The organism is Streptomyces sp. NBC_01451 (genome assembly GCF_036227485.1).
Classification (GTDB): Bacteria; Actinomycetota; Actinomycetes; order Streptomycetales; family Streptomycetaceae; genus Streptomyces.
In genome coordinates, this window is the sequence record NZ_CP109479.1 from 1,448,067 (window position 1) to 1,465,748 (window position 17,682).

Annotated in this window: 15 protein-coding genes and 1 tRNA gene; 4 read left to right on the forward strand and 12 right to left on the reverse strand. The window is 69.6% G+C overall.

Features of this window, described 5'->3' with window-relative positions; all coding sequences use genetic code 11:
• Positions 1-102: 102 nt before the first annotated feature.
• From OG595_RS06285 to OG595_RS06295, 3 genes are all read right to left on the reverse strand, one after another.
• Positions 103-930, reverse strand: coding sequence for a DUF429 domain-containing protein (locus OG595_RS06285; protein ID WP_329268737.1), 828 nt, complete (start codon positions 928-930; stop codon positions 103-105).
• Positions 931-1,076: 146 nt separating this feature from the next.
• Positions 1,077-1,161: transfer RNA gene (locus tag OG595_RS06290), tRNA-Leu, on the reverse strand.
• Positions 1,162-1,293: 132 nt separating this feature from the next.
• Complete coding sequence (locus tag OG595_RS06295) at positions 1,294-1,971, reverse strand: GntR family transcriptional regulator (protein WP_329268740.1); 678 nt, start codon at positions 1,969-1,971, stop codon at positions 1,294-1,296.
• 233 nt (positions 1,972-2,204) lie between these two features.
• On the opposite strand from OG595_RS06295, the gene OG595_RS06300 reads away from it, so the two are divergent.
• Both OG595_RS06300 and OG595_RS06305 read left to right on the forward strand, forming a co-directional pair.
• Complete coding sequence (locus OG595_RS06300; protein WP_329268741.1) at positions 2,205-3,176, forward strand: 2-dehydropantoate 2-reductase; 972 nt, start codon at positions 2,205-2,207, stop codon at positions 3,174-3,176.
• A 179-nt stretch (positions 3,177-3,355) separates the two neighbouring features.
• Positions 3,356-3,787: a PAS domain S-box protein gene (locus OG595_RS06305; RefSeq protein WP_329268744.1), complete on the forward strand. Its 432-nt coding sequence runs from the start codon at positions 3,356-3,358 to the stop codon at positions 3,785-3,787.
• Between the two features lie 79 nt (positions 3,788-3,866).
• Here OG595_RS06305 and frc read toward each other — a convergent pair whose 3' ends face one another.
• Both frc and oxc read right to left on the reverse strand, forming a co-directional pair.
• Entirely contained in the window at positions 3,867-5,123 is a 1,257-nt protein-coding gene (gene frc, locus OG595_RS06310; protein WP_329268746.1) for a formyl-CoA transferase, read from the reverse strand.
• A gap of 80 nt (positions 5,124-5,203) precedes the next feature.
• A complete protein-coding gene (gene oxc / locus OG595_RS06315) occupies positions 5,204-6,952 on the reverse strand; it encodes an oxalyl-CoA decarboxylase (RefSeq protein ID WP_329268749.1) in 1,749 nt (582 codons plus the stop codon).
• A gap of 256 nt (positions 6,953-7,208) precedes the next feature.
• Here oxc and OG595_RS06320 point away from each other — a divergent pair, with 256 nt between their 5' ends.
• Positions 7,209-8,783, forward strand: a complete 1,575-nt coding sequence (locus OG595_RS06320) for a FadD7 family fatty acid--CoA ligase (protein ID WP_329268751.1) — start codon at positions 7,209-7,211, stop codon at positions 8,781-8,783.
• A gap of 9 nt (positions 8,784-8,792) precedes the next feature.
• Here OG595_RS06320 and OG595_RS06325 read toward each other — a convergent pair whose 3' ends face one another.
• From OG595_RS06325 to OG595_RS06345, 5 genes are all read right to left on the reverse strand, one after another.
• Positions 8,793-9,737: a LysR family transcriptional regulator gene (locus tag OG595_RS06325; RefSeq protein WP_329268754.1), complete on the reverse strand. Its 945-nt coding sequence runs from the start codon at positions 9,735-9,737 to the stop codon at positions 8,793-8,795.
• Between the two features lie 112 nt (positions 9,738-9,849).
• Positions 9,850-10,032, reverse strand: coding sequence for a formate dehydrogenase subunit delta (locus tag OG595_RS06330; protein WP_329282685.1), 183 nt, complete (start codon positions 10,030-10,032; stop codon positions 9,850-9,852).
• A 34-nt stretch (positions 10,033-10,066) separates the two neighbouring features.
• On the reverse strand, positions 10,067-12,883 hold the full coding sequence (gene fdhF / locus OG595_RS06335) for a formate dehydrogenase subunit alpha (protein WP_329268757.1): 2,817 nt from the start codon (positions 12,881-12,883) through the stop codon (positions 10,067-10,069).
• Positions 12,880-14,511, reverse strand: a complete 1,632-nt coding sequence (locus tag OG595_RS06340; protein WP_329268759.1) for a formate dehydrogenase beta subunit — start codon at positions 14,509-14,511, stop codon at positions 12,880-12,882. The genes fdhF and OG595_RS06340 overlap by 4 nt, the downstream gene beginning before the upstream one ends.
• On the reverse strand, positions 14,508-15,059 hold the full coding sequence (locus tag OG595_RS06345; protein ID WP_329268761.1) for a formate dehydrogenase subunit gamma: 552 nt from the start codon (positions 15,057-15,059) through the stop codon (positions 14,508-14,510). Before OG595_RS06345 ends, OG595_RS06340 begins: the two co-directional genes overlap by 4 nt.
• A gap of 254 nt (positions 15,060-15,313) precedes the next feature.
• Between OG595_RS06345 and OG595_RS06350 the strand changes: the two genes are divergently transcribed.
• The gene (locus OG595_RS06350; RefSeq protein ID WP_329268762.1) at positions 15,314-16,003 is read left to right on the forward strand and encodes a GntR family transcriptional regulator; all 690 of its coding nucleotides are present in this window, start codon (positions 15,314-15,316) and stop codon (positions 16,001-16,003) included.
• Positions 16,004-16,071: 68 nt separating this feature from the next.
• Here the strand turns inward: OG595_RS06350 and OG595_RS06355 are convergent, their stop codons facing one another.
• Together OG595_RS06355 and OG595_RS06360 are read right to left on the reverse strand one after the other, a co-directional pair.
• A complete protein-coding gene (locus OG595_RS06355; RefSeq protein WP_329268765.1) occupies positions 16,072-16,878 on the reverse strand; it encodes an acyl-CoA dehydrogenase family protein in 807 nt (268 codons plus the stop codon).
• 265 nt (positions 16,879-17,143) lie between these two features.
• Complete coding sequence (locus tag OG595_RS06360) at positions 17,144-17,671, reverse strand: beta-class carbonic anhydrase (protein WP_329268768.1); 528 nt, start codon at positions 17,669-17,671, stop codon at positions 17,144-17,146.
• Between the last annotated feature and the right edge of the window lie 11 nt (positions 17,672-17,682).

Genomic DNA, 17,682 nt, shown 5'->3' on the forward strand with positions numbered 1-17,682 from the left:
CCACCGGCGGTGCGGCTGGGCCTGTCCGACGGGCTCAGCCGTACGCGGCATACCGTACGAACGAGGTCCAGCCGTCATGCCCGACCGCGAGGTGGGCAGGTCCTAGTGGTCCCGCCGTTGCTCAGGTCGGGCGGGCGCGATGATGGTGGGAGCAGATCCATGCGGCACGAGGCCGTCAGGCCCGAGTACCTGGCAGCGTGCGAGTCCGTGCCGGTCCCACAGGGCTGCCGTCCACGCGCAGAGCAGCGCGTCGATCAGATCTTCCCGGTGCTTGTACTCGGCCGCCCGTTGAGGTGTGGGCTCGTCGAGCAGTCGACGGGAGACAGGGTGGGAGGAGAGCAGGAGGGGCGGGTCGACAGTGGCCAGACCCGCCATGCGTGCGATCAGCTTGTCGCACTCAGCCGCACGGACCGATCTCCATTCCGTCGTCGGCACTCTTCTGGGCCGGCGTTTGTACGTGGGGCGCTCCTGGTCGTAGCCGAGTTCGGGGGCTCCGACCAACGTCGTGTACGGGTAGCACTCGGACATGACCAGTCCGCCCGTCGGCGGCCCGTCCCTGCCGTCGTCGTAGATCCAGCCGAGCTCCTGCAACCGTCCGCGCAGGAGCGTTCCGGCCCGCCGGGGAGAGCCCTGGTTGGTGCTGTTCGCGCTCACCTTCCACCTGCCGTACCGTCGGCCCACCTCCCGCTCACACGGTCGCTGACCCCGCGGGTTGTCGACGATCAGCGGTGCGTCGACGAACACCAGGGTCGATCCGTCGACGGCCACCTCGGCGAGCCATGTCAGGGTCTCTTCGATCCCGCGGGTCCAGCCGCAGTCGATCACCGTGCCGAGCCGGTCGACGGCGGCGACCCCCGTCTCATTGGTTCTGGCACGAGTACCGCCCTCCGCCCAGGCAAGGTCGACGCCGATGAACCGCTCGATCCCCATCCGCTCTCCGTTCCGACGAGGTGGGAGCGTCCACCAGGGCCCGGAGCCCCAGAGACCCCCCTGAACGCCGAATTGCCGGTGGGCCTCAGGGCCCGACCGGCAACCAGTAACTCGCGAACGTCCAGCGATGTGCAATGTATGCGATGTGTCCGAGGGGGGACTTGAACCCCCACGCCCGATAAAGGGCACTAGCACCTCAAGCTAGCGCGTCTGCCATTCCGCCACCCGGACCAGGTGTCCGCCGCAACTCGGGGGTGTTCCCCGGCGGCGACATGACCAACAATACCAAGGTTTCGGACTGGCTTTCACCTGCATATCTCTCACCCCGGGCGAGCGGACGGCTACGGGACGGGCGCGTCCCGGCTACTTCTCCCGCTCGTGGTACATCTTCCGCGTGTGCTCCGTATGGGCCCGCATGATCTCCGTCGCGCGCTGCTCGTCCCGGTCCGCTATCGCCGCGATCAGCTCGCGGTGCTCGATCCAGGACTGCCGTCCGCGCTGCCGGGCGACCGGCGTGTAGTACCAGCGGACCCGGCGGTCGACCTGCGCCGCCAACTCGGCGAGGACCGTGTTTCCGGCCAGCTCCATGATCTTCGCGTGGAGCCGGGCGTTCATGGCGACCGCGGCGTCCACGTCGTCGGCGGCGACCGCGCGCTCACCCTCCGCGCACAGGTCTTCGAGCACGGCGATGGCCGGGGCGCCCGCGTTGGCCGCGGCGAGCCGGGCCGCCTCCGCCTCCAGCAGCGTGCGGACGGTGAGGAGTTGATCCGCCTCCGCCTCCGTGGGCTCGTGCACGAAGGCGCCCTGTGCGGGCCGCAGATCGACCCAGCCGTCCGTGTTGAGCCGCTGCAGCGCCTCGCGAACCGGTTGCCGGGAAACCCCGAGGTGTCCGGCGAGTTCGCTCTCGACGAGGTGCTGTCCGGGTTGCAGGGCACGGGTGGTGATCAGTTCGAGCAGCGCCTCGTAGACACGGTCGCGCAGTGGGCCGGGACGTTCGAGCCTGGGTACCGCGCCCTGCGGCAGTCCTGTCGTCGACAACATCACAGCCCCTCCTCTGCAGCACCGTCGCCACCTGTGAGAGCCCAGTATGAATTGGCTTTCGCCTACAGTCTACGGCGCACAAACGCCCGGAGACCGGCGCTCAGGCGGCACGGGTGGCCGTCCGGGCGCCGCCCCAAACCCTTGCTGCCACCATCTCCATCCTGTAGACAATATTTCGTCGACAGTTTTCGACAGTTCCGCGGTACACCCTCGACCGAACGGAGCGCCACCCAGTGAAAGTCGCCATCCTCGGCGCCGGAGCCATCGGCGCCTATGTCGGCGCCGCCCTGCACCAAGCCGGCGCCGACGTCCACCTCGTCGCCCGTGGACCTCATCTCGCGGCGATGAGGCAACACGGAGTAAGGGTCCTCAGCCCTCGCGGTGACTTCACCGCCCACGCCCACGCCACCGACAACCCCGCCGACATCGGCCCCGTCGACTACGTCTTCCTCGGGCTCAAAGCCAACTCGTACGCGGCGTGCGGGCCGCTCATCGAGCCGCTGCTCCACGAGTCCACCGCCGTGGTCGCCGCACAGAACGGCATCCCGTGGTGGTACTTCCACCACCACGGCGGACCCCACGACGGCCATCGCATCGAGAGCGTGGACCCCGGCGGCGCGGTCAGCGAGGTGCTCGCGCCGGAGCGGGCCATCGGCTGCGTGGTGTACGCGGCGACCGAGCTGGAAGGGCCGGGCGTCGTCAGGCACCTGGAGGGCACCCGGTTCTCGATCGGCGAACCGGACCGCTCCCTCTCGCCGCGCTGCCAGGCGTTCAGCGAGGCCATGCAGGCCGGCGGACTCAAGTGCCCCGTCGAGCCCGACCTGCGCAACGACATCTGGCTCAAGCTCCTCGGCAACATCTCCTTCAACCCCATCAGCGCCCTCGCTCGCGCCACGATGCGCCAGATGTGCCATCACGGCGGTACCCGTCAGGTCATCCACACCATGATGGAAGAGACCCTCGCCGTCGCCGAGGCGCTCAACTGCCGCATCGGCATCTCCATCGAACGCCGCCTGGCCGGCGCCGAACGTGTGGGTGACCACCGCACCTCCACCCTCCAGGACCTCGAACGCGGCAAACCCCTCGAACTCGACGTCCTCCTCACCGCCGTCATCGAACTCGCCGGCATCACCGGCGTTGACGTCCCCACCCTCCGGACCGTCCACGCCATCAGCGACCTCCTCGCCGTGGGGACCGCCGCCTGAGGCCGGTGCGGCCGAAGCAGCCGAGCCACGGCACAGCACGCGACGGCGGGACCTCCGGCAATGGAGGTCCCGCCGTCGCGACGGCGCGCCTTCGCTCGCTCTGGATCCTGTATACCATTCGTCTGTATACTGCCTCCCTGTATGCGTTCAGTATCCAACTGCCCCAGCGCGGAGGCGACATGGAAGATCTGAATCCCGAGGTGGTGCTGGGAATGGCCGCCCAGGCTCCCGACGGCATAGTGATCATCGACGGCGACGGACTGATCCGCTTCTGGAACCGGGGCGCTGAGCGCATCTTCGGCTTCTCGGCTGCCGACGTCGACGGTCGCAGTCTCGACGTGATCATTCCCGAACGGCACCGGAAGCGTCACTGGGACGGCTTCCAGGAGGCCATGGACCGGGGGACGACCAAGTACGGGGACGCCGATCTGCTGAACGTTCCCGCACTCGCGGCGGACGGCCGCAAGCTGTCCATCGAGTTCAGCGTGGTGCTCCTGCCGGCCCCCGACGGCAGCACATACGTCGGTGCGGTCATCCGGGACGTCACCGCGCGACGCGAGCGGGAACGGGAGCTGATGCGGCGGCGCGCCGAGGCCGAGGCGACGGTCTGAGTTCCGCCGGACCACACGGAAGCGGCCGTGACCCTCGGGTCACGGCCGCTTCCGTCGCTGTGGACCAGGCAGGACCGGGTCAGACGATGACACCGCTCTCCTTGAGCCGACCGATGGTCTCCTCGTCGTAGCCCAGTTCGACCAGGACCTCGGAGCTGTGCTCGCCCAGCAGCGGAGCACCGGCGATGTCCGGCTTGAAGGAGGAGAACTTCACCGGGCTGCCGACGGTCAGGTACGTGCCGCGGCCCTTCTGCTCGACCTCGACGACCGTGCCGCTCCTGCGCAGGTCCTCGTCGTAGGCCAGCTCCTTCATGCTCATGACCGGGGCGCAGGGCACCTCCCACTCACGCAGGATGTTCACCGCCTCGTACTTGGTCTTGTCCGCGAGCCACTTCTCGATCTCCTCGAAGATCTCGAAGATGTGCGACTGACGGGCGCGCGCGGTGGCGTACTCCGGGTCCTCGGCCCACTCCGGGCGGCCGATCACCTCGGCGGTGCGCTTCCAGTTCTGCTCCTGGACGGTGAAGTAGATGTAAGCGTTCGGGTCGGTCTCCCAGCCCTTGCACTTGAGCACCCAGCCGGGCTGGCCGCCGCCGCCCGCGTTGCCGCCGCGCGGTACGACATCGGTGAACTCGCCGTTGGGGTACTGCGGGTACTCCTCCAGGTAGCCGACCCGCTCCAGCCGCTGCTGGTCGCGCAGCTTGACGCGGCAGAGGTTGAGCACGGCGTCCTGCATGGAGACGGAGACCTTCTGCCCCCTGCCGGTCTTCCCCCGGTCGATGATCGCGGTGAGGATGCCGATCGCCAGGTGCATCCCGGTGTTGGTGTCGCCCAGGGCGCCGCCCGAGATGGTCGGCGGGCCGTCCCAGAAGCCGGTGGTGGAGGCGGCACCGCCCGCGCACTGGGCGACGTTCTCGTAGACCTTGAGGTCGTTCCAGGACGAGTCGTCGTTGAAGCCCTTGACCGAGCCGAAGATCAGGCGTGGGTTGAGTTCCTGGATGCGCTCCCAGGTCAGGCCCATACGGTCGAGGGCTCCTGGGGCGAAGTTCTCCACCAGCACGTCGGCGTCGGTGATGAGCTTCTCCAGCACCTCAAGGCCCTCGGCGGTCTTGGTGTTGATGGCGAGGGAGCGCTTGTTGCTGTTGAGCATCGTGAAGTACAGCGCGTCGAGGTCCTCGATGTCCCGCAGTTGATTGCGGGTGACGTCGCCGCCGTTGGGGCGCTCCACCTTCAGGACGTCGGCGCCGAACCAGGCGAGCAACTGTGTGCAGGCGGGACCGGCCTGGACCCCGGTGAAGTCGATCACCTTGATTCCGGCGAGCGGCTTTTCACTCATGTGTCTGCTTCCTTTTCGTGAACGTACGCGTACGGAAGGGGAGTTCGAGGTACTGGTTCGCGGTGCTGGAGGGTCAGGGGTCACTTCTTCGCCGGCGTGATGTTGCCGACGGTGATGCCCTTGGGGTTGAGGTGCGAGATGTGGCCGCTCTCGGTGCCGGCCGAGGGGTCGATGACGCAGTCGATGAGGGCCGGGCCGCCCGAGGCAAGCGCCTCGGTGAGGGCGGCGGTGACCTCGGCCGGTGTGGTCGCGCGGTAGCCCTTGCCGCCGAACGCCTCGATCAGGAGGTCGTGGCGGGCCGCGCCCATGAGGGTCGTCGGCGAGGGGGCGTCGTCGTACGGGTTGACGTCGTCGCCGCGGTAGACACCGCCGTTGTTCATGATCACGGTGACGACGGGCAGGTTGTAGCGGCAGATCGTCTCGATCTCGATCCCGCTGAACCCGAAGGCGCTGTCGCCCTCCACGGCCACGACCGGTGCGCCGCTCTCGACGGCGGCGGCGATGGCATACCCCATCCCGATGCCCATGACGCCCCAGGTGCCGCTGTCCAGGCGGTGGCGCGGTACGTGCATGTCGATCACGTTGCGCGCGATGTCCAGGGCGTTGGCGCCCTCGTTGACGATGTACGTCTCCGGGCGCGCGCGTACGACGTCGCGTACGGCCTTCAGGGCGCCCATGAACTGCATGGGGTGCGGGTCGGCTTCGAGGCGCACGGCCATCTTGGCGACGTTCTGCGCCGAGCGGGCCCCGAGCTCCTCCCGCCAGGCCGAAGGGGCCGTGATCCGGCCGGGCTTGGTCCGCTCGGCGAGCGCTTCGAGCACCGACTCGATGTCACCGACGAGCGGGGCCGCGATCGGCTGGTTGCTGTCGATCTCCTTGGGGTCGATGTCGATCTGGACGAACTTGGCGTCGGGGTTCCACCCCGTCCGGCCGTGCCCCAGCAACCAGTTGAGGCGGGCGCCGATCAGCATCACGACGTCGGCCTTCTTCAGCGCCAGGGAGCGCGCGGTGGCCGCCGACTGCGGGTGGTCGTCGGGCAGCAGGCCCTTGGCCATCGACATCGGTACGTACGGGATGCCGGTGGACTCGACGAACTCCCGGACCCTGTCGTCGGCCTGGGCGTACGCGGCGCCCTTGCCCAGCACGATCAACGGCCGCTCGGCGCCTGCCAGTAGCTCGATCGCCCGGTCTACGGCCTCCGGCGCGGGCAGTTGGCGCGGGGCGGGGTCGACGAGGCGGCTCAGGGTCTTCGCGCCGTCCGCGGCGGGCATGATGGACCCGAGTACGGCGGCGGGGATGTCGAGGTAGACGCCGCCGGGGCGCCCGGAGATCGCGGTGCGCAGCGCGCGGGCGATGCCCCGGCCGATGTCCTCGACGCGGCTGACCCGGTAGGCGGCCTTGACGAACGGCTGCGCGGCGGCGAGTTGGTCCATCTCCTCGTAGTCGCCCTGCTTGAGGTCGACGAGGTGGCGCTCGCTGGAGCCGGAGATCTGGACCATCGGGAAGCAGTTGGTGGTCGCGTTCGCCAGCGCGACCAGGCCGTTGAGGAAGCCGGGTGCGGACACGGTCAGTGCCACGCCGGGCTTCTTGTTGAGGTAGCCGGCCGCCGCGGCCGCGTGTCCGGCGTTGCTCTCGTGCCGGAAACCTATGTAGCGGATGCCCTGTGCCTGGGCGAGGCGGGCCAGGTCGGTGATCGGGATGCCGACCACTCCGTAGATGGTGTCGACGTCGTTCATCCTGAGGGCGTCGACAACCAGGTGGTACCCGTCGGTGAGTTCGGTCGGAACGTCGGCTGCTGCCGCGGTCTCCAGGGGCGAGGGGGCGGTCATGGTCCGAGGTCCTCCTTGGGCAGGTCCTGCCGGAGCGGCTACTTCTCCCACCATCCGCAGCGCGTCCGTCCGCGTCCAAGACCCATCGGCGACCAGCCGATAAACAGCGTCTATCGACCGCTGGTGGAGGCCTCGCCAACTCCCTTGATAGACGGCTGCTATCGGCCGTTCACCAGTGCGTATTGGACGCGGACCGAAGGTCGCCGCAGGCTCGCAGAGAACTGCTTCATCAGATCTGACGCGAGGGGGTGGGGTCATGGCCGTTCCGGCCGCGGCATCCGTGCGCGACACGAACGTGTACCGGCCTCCGGAGGTCACGGGCCTCGTCGATCTCCTCGACCGGCAGGTACGTGAACGTCCGTACGCCCGGGCCCTCGTCGTCACCGGTGAACGTGTGCACCTGTCCTACCGGGGCCTCGCCGGTCTGGCCGACGACGTGGCGGCCCGGCTCGGGCGCACGGGGCTGCGGCGGGGGGACGCGGTCGGGCTGATCTGTGCCAACACGGCTGAGTTCGTGGTGGCGTTGCTGGGTGCGGCGCGGGCCGGGCTGGTGGTCGCTCCGCTGGATCCGGCACTTCCCGCATCCCAACTCGACGCGCGGCTCAGGGGGTTGGGAGCGCGAGCAGCTCTCGTCGGGCCGTCGGTGGTCGACGCCGTGTTGCCGGTTCCCGTGTGGCCCGTACGGGTGGACGTCTCCCGGGCGGGTACGGCGGCGGTCATGCTGGAGACCGGTGACGTCGCCGACGTATCCGGTGCGGCGCGCGAGTTGTCGGACCGGGACGCCCTCGTCCTGTTCACCGCGGGAACCACCGACCGGGCGAAGATGGTTCCGATCACCCACAGCAGCCTGGCCGCGTCCGTCCAGGGCATCTGCGCCACCTACGAGTTGAGCCCTGCCGACGCGACGGTCGCGGTGATGCCGCTCTTCCACGGCCACGGGCTGTTCGCGGCGCTGCTGGCGTCCCTGGCCAGCGGGGGCTGCGTACTGCTGCCCGAGCGGGGACGGTTCTCGGCGAGTACGTTCTGGGACGACATGCGGGCCGTGACCGCCACCTGGTTCACCGCGGTGCCGGCCATCCACGAGATCCTCCTGGACCGGTCGGAGCGGGAGAGTCCGGGGCCACGGACGCCACCACTGAAGTTCGTGCGGAGTTGCAGCGCTCCCCTCAACACGGCTACGCAGCGGGCGCTGGAGCGGACCTTCGGCGCGCCGTTGCTGTCCGCGTACGGGATGACCGAGTCCTCGCACCAGGCGACCAGTGAACCGCTGCCGCAGCGCGGGGAGTTGAAGCAGGGGTCGGTGGGACGGCCGACCGGGGTCGAGGTCCGGGTCGTCGACCGGAACGGGCGGGCGTGTCCGGTGGACGTCGAGGGCGAGGTGTGGGTGCACGGTCCGACCGTCGCCCGCGGCTATCTCGGCGACCGGGACGCGACGTCGTCCGTCTTCGTCGACGGATGGCTGCGCACCGGTGATCTGGGCACGCTGGACAAGGACGGGTATCTGTCGCTGACCGGGCGGATCAAGAACCTCATCAACCGTGGTGGGGAGAAGATCTCACCCGAGCACGTCGAGGACATCCTCGCCGGTTGCCCCGGTGTCGCCGCGGCGGCCGTGTTCGCCGTACCCGACGCGGTGTACGGGCAACGGGTCGGCGCCGCCGTGGTGTTGCGCGAGGGAGAGGGTGTCGGGCCTGCGGAGATCCTGCGGTACTGCCGGGACCGGCTGGCCGCGTTCGAGGTGCCGGACCGGCTCGAAGTGGTCGCCGCACTGCCGTACACGGCGAAGGGCGGACTGGACCGGAAGGCGGTACGGGCCCGGTACGCGCCCTGATCGCGGGGGTCAGCGCACCCGGTGCTCGGCCGGCGTCGGCAACGGCAGCGGGCGGGCGAAGAAGTCGTCCAGGGACAGGCCCGTCGCGGCGTTGACGAAGGCGCGGGCGGCGACCGAGCCGGGTGTGGCCGCGTGGATCGCCACCGAGACCTGGGCGCCGGCCTCCGGGTCGACGAGGGGCAGCGCCCTCGTCCGGCCGACGACCGGCATGGCGCGCAGCCAGGTGTGCGGCACGATGCTCGCCCAACCGCCGCCGCCCACGTGCGCGTAGAGGGAGGCGATGGAGTCCGTCTCGACCTGCGGGGTCACCACGAACCCCTTTTCCGCGAACACGGTGTCGACGATCTGGCGGATGCGCATGTCGGGCGTCAGCAGTGCGAGCGGCAGTTGGGCCGCGTCCGCCCAGGTCACGGTGGCGGACTGGGCGACGAGTTGGTCGTCCGACACCAGCAGCATGTACCGCTCCTGGTAGAGGGGGACGACCTGCAGGCCCTCCTGGTCGCCCGGGTCGAAGTGGGCGATCGCCACGTCCAGTTCGTAGTCGCGCAGCTGGCGGTGGAGTTCCTTCGTCGACAGCCGCGACCGGACCTGCACCTTGGCCAGCGGGTGTGCCGCGCAGAACGCGGCCACGGGAAGCGCCAGGGTCGTGGACGCCGTGGGGTCCGTGCCGAGGCGCAGCGTTCCCGTGATGCCGGACTGCACGGCGGCCACCTCGGCCTTGAACGCGTCCTGCTCGGCGAGGATGCGCTTGGCCCACACCACAAGCCGTTCACCTTCCGGGGTGAGGCCCTGGTAGTTGTGCCCGCGGTTGATGAGAGTGACGTTCAACTCCCGTTCCAGCTTGGCTATCGCCGCCGAGAGCGCCGGCTGCGACACGTAGCAGGACTCCGCCGCGCGGGCGAAGTGCCGTTCCCTCGCCACCGCCACGAAGTACTCCAGCTGCCGGAACAGCATGAACGACTCCTCTCCGTCCGAGGCCGTCCCACCCTGCTCCATACTGTATGCACCATGGGGATGATGTACAGGGGGCAGCGACGGTGTTGATCGTCCCGCCGGTACGCCCGGCTCAGCGCAGGAGCTTCACCGCGGCCACCACCAGAGGGTCGAGCCCGTCCGCCCCGGCGTCGACGAACTCGTACAGCCGTGTACGCATACGCGGGTCCCAGAACTTCCCCACATGCCCGGCGATCGCCTCGGCTGCGACGTGGTCCGGCAGGTGACCGTGGTTCGCGGCGATGTCGTTGGCCATCCGGCGCTCCGGCGGTACGGCGGTCGCGGCCACCTCAGTCCACCACCATGACCAGGTCGTCCGCAGCCGGTTCGGATTCGGCGGCCCGGGTGGGCCGGGCCAGGCCGACCTGTACGGCGGTCACCTTGTACTCCGGGCAGTTGGTCGCCCAGTCGGAGTTCTCCGTGGTCACCACGTTGGCGCCGGTCACGGGGTGGTGGAAGGTGGTGTAGACGACCCCGGCCGGCATCCGGTCCGAGATCTCCGCGCGCAGTGTCGTCTGCCCGACGCGGCTGGCGAGGGTGACCATGTCGCCGTTCCTGATGCCGCGGTCCTCGGCGTCGTGCGGGTGGAGTTCGAGGATGTCCTCGGGGTGCCAGGCGACATTGCCGGTACGGCGGGTCTGCGCGCCGACGTTGTACTGGCTGAGGATGCGGCCGGTGGTCAGGACCAGCGGGAAGCGCCGGGTGCTGCGTTCGTTGGTCGGTACGTAGGAGGTGACCACGAACCTGCCCTTGCCGCGCACGAATTCGTCCACGTGCATGATGGGCGTGCCTTCCGGCGCCTGCTCGTTGCACGGCCACTGGATGCTGCCGAGCTTGTCCAGCAGCTCGAAGGAGACACCGGTGAACGTCGGTGTGACGGAGGCGATCTCCTCCATGATCCGGCTCGGGTGGTCGTACGCCATCGGGTATCCCATGGCGGTGGCGATCTCGCTGACGATCTGCCACTCGTGCTTGCCCGTCTTCGGCTTCATCACCGCGCGCACCCGGTTGATCCGGCGTTCGGCGTTGGTGAACGTGCCGTCCTTCTCCAGGAACGACGCGCCGGGCAGGAAGACGTGCGCGAACTTGGCCGTCTCGTTGAGGAACAGGTCCTGTACGACGACCAGTTCCATGGCTTCGAGCGCGGCGGTGACATGCTTGAGATTGGGGTCCGACTGGGCGATGTCCTCGCCGTGGACGAACAGTCCGCGGAAGGTGCCGTCGATCGCCGCGTCGAACATGTTCGGGATACGAAGTCCCGGTTCGGCGAGGAGGGTTCCGCCCCAGAGGTTCTCGAAGACGGTGCGTACCGCGTCGTCGGAGACGTGCCGGTAGCCGGGGAGTTCGTGCGGGAACGAGCCCATGTCGCAGGAGCCCTGCACGTTGTTCTGGCCGCGCAGCGGGTTCACGCCGACGCCGTCCCGGCCGATGTTGCCGCACGCCATCGCGAGGTTGGCCATTCCCATGACCATGGTCGAGCCCTGGCTGTGCTCGGTGACACCGAGGCCGTAGTAGATGGCTCCGTTGGGTGCGTTCGCGTACAGCCGTGCGGCGGCGCGCAGTTCGGCGGCCGGTACGCCGGTGATCGGTTCGACCGCCTCCGGGCTGTTATCGGGGCGGGCGACGAACTCCGCCCACTCGTCGAAGTCCTCGCACCTGGCGTCCACGAAGGCCCGGTCGAACAGGCCCTCGCTGACCACCACATGGGCCATGGCGTTCACGACGGCGACGTTGGTGCTCGGCCTGAGCTGGAGATGGTGCGCGGCCTCGATGTGCGGCGAGCGCACGAGGTCGATACGGCGCGGGTCGATCACGATGAGCTCGGCGCCCTCGCGCAGCCGGCGCTTCATCCGGGAGGCGAACACCGGGTGCCCGTCGGTGGGGTTGGCACCGATCACCATGATCACGTCGGCCTCGGCCACGGAACGGAAGTCCTGGGTGCCCGCCGACTCGCCGAAGGTCTGCTTGAGTCCGTATCCCGTCGGGGAGTGGCAGACACGGGCGCAGGTGTCGACGTTGTTGTTGCCGAAGGCGGCACGCACCATCTTCTGTACGACGTACACCTCTTCGTTGGTGCAGCGCGAGGAGGTGATGGCACCGACGGAGCTTGTTCCGTACCGGTCCTGGAGTTCGCGCATGCGGCGGGCGACCGTGCCGATCGCCTCGTCCCATTCGACCTCGCGCCAGGGGTCGGTGATCTTCTCGCGGACCATGGGCTTGAGTTGGCGGTCGGGATGGGTGGCGTAGCCGAAGGCGAAGCGGCCCTTCACGCACGAGTGGCCCTCGTTGGCGCCGCCGTCCTTGTACGGCACCATGCGCACCAGTTCGTCGCCGCGCAGCTCGGCCTTGAAGGAGCAGCCGACACCGCAGTAGGCGCAGGTGGTCACGACCGACCTGGTGGGCATGCCGAGTTCGACGACCGAGCGTTCCTGGAGCGTGGACGTCGGGCAGGCCTGGACGCAGGCGCCGCAGGAGACGCACTCGGAGTCCATGAACGTCTCGCCTGCGCCCGCCGACACCTTGGAGTCGAAGCCGCGTCCCTCGATGGTGAGTGCGAAGGTGCCCTGCACCTCGCCGCAGGCCCGTACGCAGCGGGAGCAGGCGATGCACTTGGACGGGTCGAAGTCGAAGTAGGGATTGGAGGTGTCCTTCTCGGCGTCGAGGTGGTTGGCGCCCTCGTAGCCGTACCGGACCTGCCTGAGCCCCACCACGCCTGCCATGTCCTGGAGTTCGCAGTCTCCGTTGGCCGGGCAGGTGAGGCAGTCGAGGGGGTGGTCGGAGATGTACAGCTCCATGACGCCCTGGCGGAGCTTCTCCACCTTCGGTGTCTGTGTGCTCACCTTCATGCCGTCGGCGCACGGGGTGGTGCAGGACGCCGGAGTGCCGCGGCGGCCGTCGATCTCGACCACGCACAACCGGCAGGAGCCGAAGGCCTCCAGGCTGTCGGTGGCGCACAGTCTGGGGATGTCGACACCGGCCTGCGCGGCTGCGCGCATCACCGACGTGCCCTCGGGGACGGTCACCGGCAGGCCGTCCACCTCCACGGACACCGTGGCCGGGCCGGGCCGTTCCGGGGTTCCGAAGTCGGGTTCCTTGAGGAGTGTCATGCCGTTCCCTCCGTCCTCGCACCGCTGGCTTGTACGGGTTGGCTCGCCCGGACCGGTTGGATGTCCAGGAGTCGGCGACCGCCGAGGAAGTCGTCGGGGAAGTGCGTGAGCGCGCTGCGTACGGGCATCGGGGTCAGCCCGCCCATCGCGCACAGCGAGCCGTCGGTCATCAGGTCGCAGAGGTCTTCGAGCAGGGCGAGGTTCTCGTCGCGGTGCGTGCCGGCGACGATCTTGTCGATCACCTCGACGCCCCGCACCGAACCGACCCTGCACGGTGTGCACTTGCCGCAGGACTCCGCGGCGCAGAACTCCATCGCGAAGCGGGCCTGCGCGGCCATGTCGACGCTGTCGTCGAAGACGACGATCCCGCCGTGCCCGAGCATCGCACCGGCCTCGGCGAACGCCTCGTAGTCCATCGGCAGGTCGAACATCGACGTCGGCAGATAGGCGCCGAGGGGGCCGCCGACCTGTGCGGTGCGCAGGGGGCGTCCGGTCCGGGTGCCGCCGCCGTAGTCCTCGATCAGTTCGCGCAGGGTGATGCCGAAGGCTGTCTCCACGATGCCGCCGCGCGCGATGTTGCCGCCGAGCTGGAAGACCTGGGTGCCGCGCGAACGGCCGACGCCGAGGCCCTGGTAGGCCTTCGCGCCGTTCGCGAGCACGACCGGGACGGTGGTCAGGGTGAGGACGTTGTTCACCACGGTCGGTTTGCCGAAGAGGCCCTCGATCGCCGGGATCGGCGGCTTCGCGCGGACCGTGCCGCGCTTGCCCTCCAGGCTCTCCAGCATGGAGGTCTCCTCACCGCAGATGTAGGCGCCGGCGCCGACGCGTACATGCAGGTCGAAGTCGAGTGCGGAGCCGAGGATGCCCTTGCCCAGCCAGCCGTGCTCGCGGGCGGTCTCGATGGCCTCGCGCATCGTGGCGATCGCGTCCGGGTACTCGGAGCGGATGTAGAGGTAGCCCTCGCTCGCGCCGACCGCGTGCGCGGCGATGGTCATGCCCTCGATGAGCAGGAACGGGTCGCCTTCCATGACCATCCGGTCGGCGAAGGTCCCGCTGTCGCCCTCGTCGGCGTTGCAGCAGACGAACTTCAGCTCGTCGGCGCAGTCCAGCACCGTCTTCCACTTGACACCGGCCGGGAATCCGGCGCCGCCGCGACCGCGCAGTCCGGATTCGGTGACCTGGGCGACGACGTCGGCGGGAGTCATGTCGAGGGCGGCGCGCAGTCCGGCCAGGCCACCGTGCTCGGTGTAGTCCCGCGTCGAGAGGGGGTCGGTCACGCCGACTCTGGCGAAGGTGACGCGTGTCTGGCGGGCCAGCCAGGGGAGTTCGTCCACGAGGCCGAGCCGCAGGGGGTGGTCCGCGCCGTCCAGCATGCCTGCGGCCAGGAGTCCGTCCACGTCGCCGGCGGCCACGGGGCCGTAGCCGACGCGGCCCTGCGGGGTCACGACCTCGACCATCGGCTCCAGCCAGAGCATGCCGCGTGATCCGTTGCGTACGACGTCGATGGCGAAGTCCCCGCGTGTGGCGGCTCGTTGCAGGGCGCCCGCGACCTCGTCGGCGCCCACGGACCTGGCCGCCGAGTCGCGGGGGACGTAGACCGTCGCGGCGGTGTGCGAGGAGTTCTTCATGAGGAGACCGCCGCGTTGAGCGTCCCGTCGAGCGTCTCGTTCGGCGTCTCCTCGGGCGTCTGCTTCGGCATTCCGTTCGGCGCCCCGTCGAGGAGGGAGCCCAGCCGGGATGGGCTCATTCGTCCGTACAGCCGTCCGTTCGCCTCGACTGCCGGCCCGAGCGCGCAGTTGCCCAGGCAGAAGACCTGTTCGACGGTGACAGCACCGTCCGCCGAGGTCTCGCCCAGGGTCAGTCCACTCTCGCGCGCGTAGCTCACGAGGCGGTCGGCGCCCAGGGACTGGCAGGCCTCGGCCCGGCAGATGCGCACCGTGGTGCGACCCGCGGGCTCACGGCGGAAGTCGTGGTAGAAGGTCACCACTCCGTGGACGTCCGCCCTGGAGAGGTTGAGTCCGTCGGCGAGCACCGGTATCGCCTCCTGCGGCACATGGCCCAACTCGGCCTGGACCGCGTGCAGTACGGGCAGCAGCGCGCCGCGCTGATCCCGGTGGTCGGCCACCACTCGCCGGACCACGCTCTCGACCGACATGTCACTCCCGCTGGTCGTCATGATCGCTCCGCCTTCCGTCACGCGGGTCCCCCGGCGTCCCGGGCGAGGGGTCAGGAGACTGAGACAATACCCCATACAGGCTTCTGTATACAGACGACAGTCAACAACACGCCTCGCGATTGACCCCTACGATCAACCTGCCACGCCATGTTGCATACCAAAACCTGTATGCTGAAACCGTCGTCGGCAACCCCCTCGGCGGCCACCTCTTGGCAAAAGCCGTCGGTCCGGCGGCAGAGCAGAACGGGACAATCATGCGCGAGGCACTCACGGCCGCAGCGTCCCGGCGCGTCACCCGCCCGGCACCGCTCCGCCAGGCCGTGTACGACGCCCTGACCGAACTGATCGTCAGTGGCTCCCTCAAGCCCGGTCAGCACCTGGTCGAGGCCGAGCTCGCCGAGCACCTCGGAGTCAGCCGACAGCCGGTCCGGGAGGCTCTCCAGCGGCTCCAGACCGCCGGCTGGGTCGACCTGCGGCCCGCGCAGGGCGCCTTCGTCCACTCCCCCACCGAGGAGGAGGCCGCCCAGCTCCTCGGCGTCCGTTCGGTGCTGGAGACCTACTCGGCCCAGCTCGCCGCCCGCAACGCGACCCCCGAGGACGTCGAGCGCCTCTGCGAGCTCCAGTCCCAGGGCGTCGACGCTCTCGCCGCCGGCGACGTCGAGCGCCTGGTCGCGGCCAACACCGCCCTGCACGCGTGTGTCACGTCCGTGGCCGCCAACGACGTACTGGCCGAGATGCTCGCGCAGGTGGGCCAGAAGGTGCGCTGGTACTACACGCCCATCGCCAAGCCCCGCGGCAAGGAGGCGTGGAACGAGCACACCCAGCTCATCAAGGCCATCGCCAAGGGCGACGCGGACCGTGCGGGCGAGGTCATGCGCAAGCACACGGAACGCACGACCGACTTCTACCGCAGACAGCTCGCCGCCGGAGCGGGCCAGGACTGACGTCCGCGGAAGCACGAACAGGCGCTCTGCGGCCTGGAGTTCACGAGCCGTACCTCAGGGGCCGGAACTCAGGAAACCCAGGTCCCGGACGGGACGAGGGAGTCGGAGGGCCCAGCTCCGACAGCCGCGAGGTGGTGCACCTGCGTGCCCGCGGCGTCCCGCAGCCCGAGCAGCCACGGCAGGACCGTGCGCAGCACGATGTCACGCCCGCCGCCGTCCGGACCGAGCCGCGCGTCGGCGGGCACCAGCACCGGGTCGGCGAACACCGTGGACGTGGCGCTGCCCGGCGGTCCGGAGGCGTCGGGCCGGGCCGGCACGAAGAGGTCCGGGGCGTGCGCCGGAACCCCCCACAGGCTCAGGCCGTCCGGCGCACCGAGCGGCCGGGAGGACCAGACGTAGCTGTCGGCCTCCCCCGCCGCGACCACCCGGCGCTTACGGGCCCGGAGGGCAACCACTCCACCGGAGCGAACCGCTGTGCGGCGCGGCACGAGCAGGTGGGCCGCCGGATCCTGCTCGGCGGCGTCGTCCTCCACGTCCTCCATGAGGGCAAGGCTGGCGAGATGACGTCCGGCGGCGATCTCGGCACGCACCCATGGGCTGCCGTAGGGCTCGATGACGGCGACCGCCGTGTAGTGGGACCGGAGCACGGCCGCCGTCGCCGGGCAGACCCGCTCGGTCCGGGCCACCACTTCGGCGGCCTCCGGGAGACCGAGCCCGGCACCGCCGAACTCGGTGGAGACGGTGAGCCCCAGCAGTCCGGTGGCCCCGAAGGCCGTCACCGCACCACGGGGGAACCTGCCTTCCGTACTGGTGACTTGGGCGCAGGGTGCGACGGCCCGGGTCAGGACGTCGGCGAGAGCTGTGCGGTAGGACACGGAGGGACCCCCTCGAAGTAATTGCATACAGTATTCTGTACGCCGACAGTGGGCACCAGGGGGCGGTGGCGAAATTTCCGCGACCGGTGTCCGCCCGGCGGGCGCCTCGGGGACCCCGACCGCGCCGCGGAACTCACGCACCGGCACACCTTCGGCACCACGGTGTGGACCGACGTCCACCGCGAGCGGCTCGCCGCGCCGGCCGACCGGAGCGCATGACGCCGAGGGCGGCGGCGCGGGCAGGGATGGAGGTCGGAGGGTGGGCTCAGGCCCTCGGGTCGATCTCCCGCAGCAGACCGGTCGTCACGTCGAAGACGAAGCCCCGGACGTCGTCCGTGTGCGGCAGGAACGGTGAGGTGCGCACGCGCTGCATGGACTGCCGTACGTCCTGCTCGACGTCCCGGAAGGCCTCCACCGCCCATGCCGGGCGCTGTCCGACCTCCAGTTCCAGTTCGTGCCGGAAGTCCTCGGTGAGGGTCTGGAGACCGCATCCGGTGTGGTGGATGAGGACAACACTGCGGGTGCCGAGCGCTCGCTGACTGATCGTCAGGGAACGGATGGTGTCGTCGGTGACGACGCCGCCGGCGTTGCGGACGGTGTGGCAGTCGCCCAACTCCAGCCCGAGGGCGGCGTGCAGGTCGATACGGGCGTCCATGCAGGCCACGACCGCCACCTGGAGTACGGGACGGGCGTCCATTCCCGGGTCGGCGAAACCTGCGGCGTACGCGCGGTTGGACTCGACGAGGCGGTCGGTGACCGTCTGCCCGGCGAGACGGGGTGCGTGGGTCGACATGCTGGGCTACC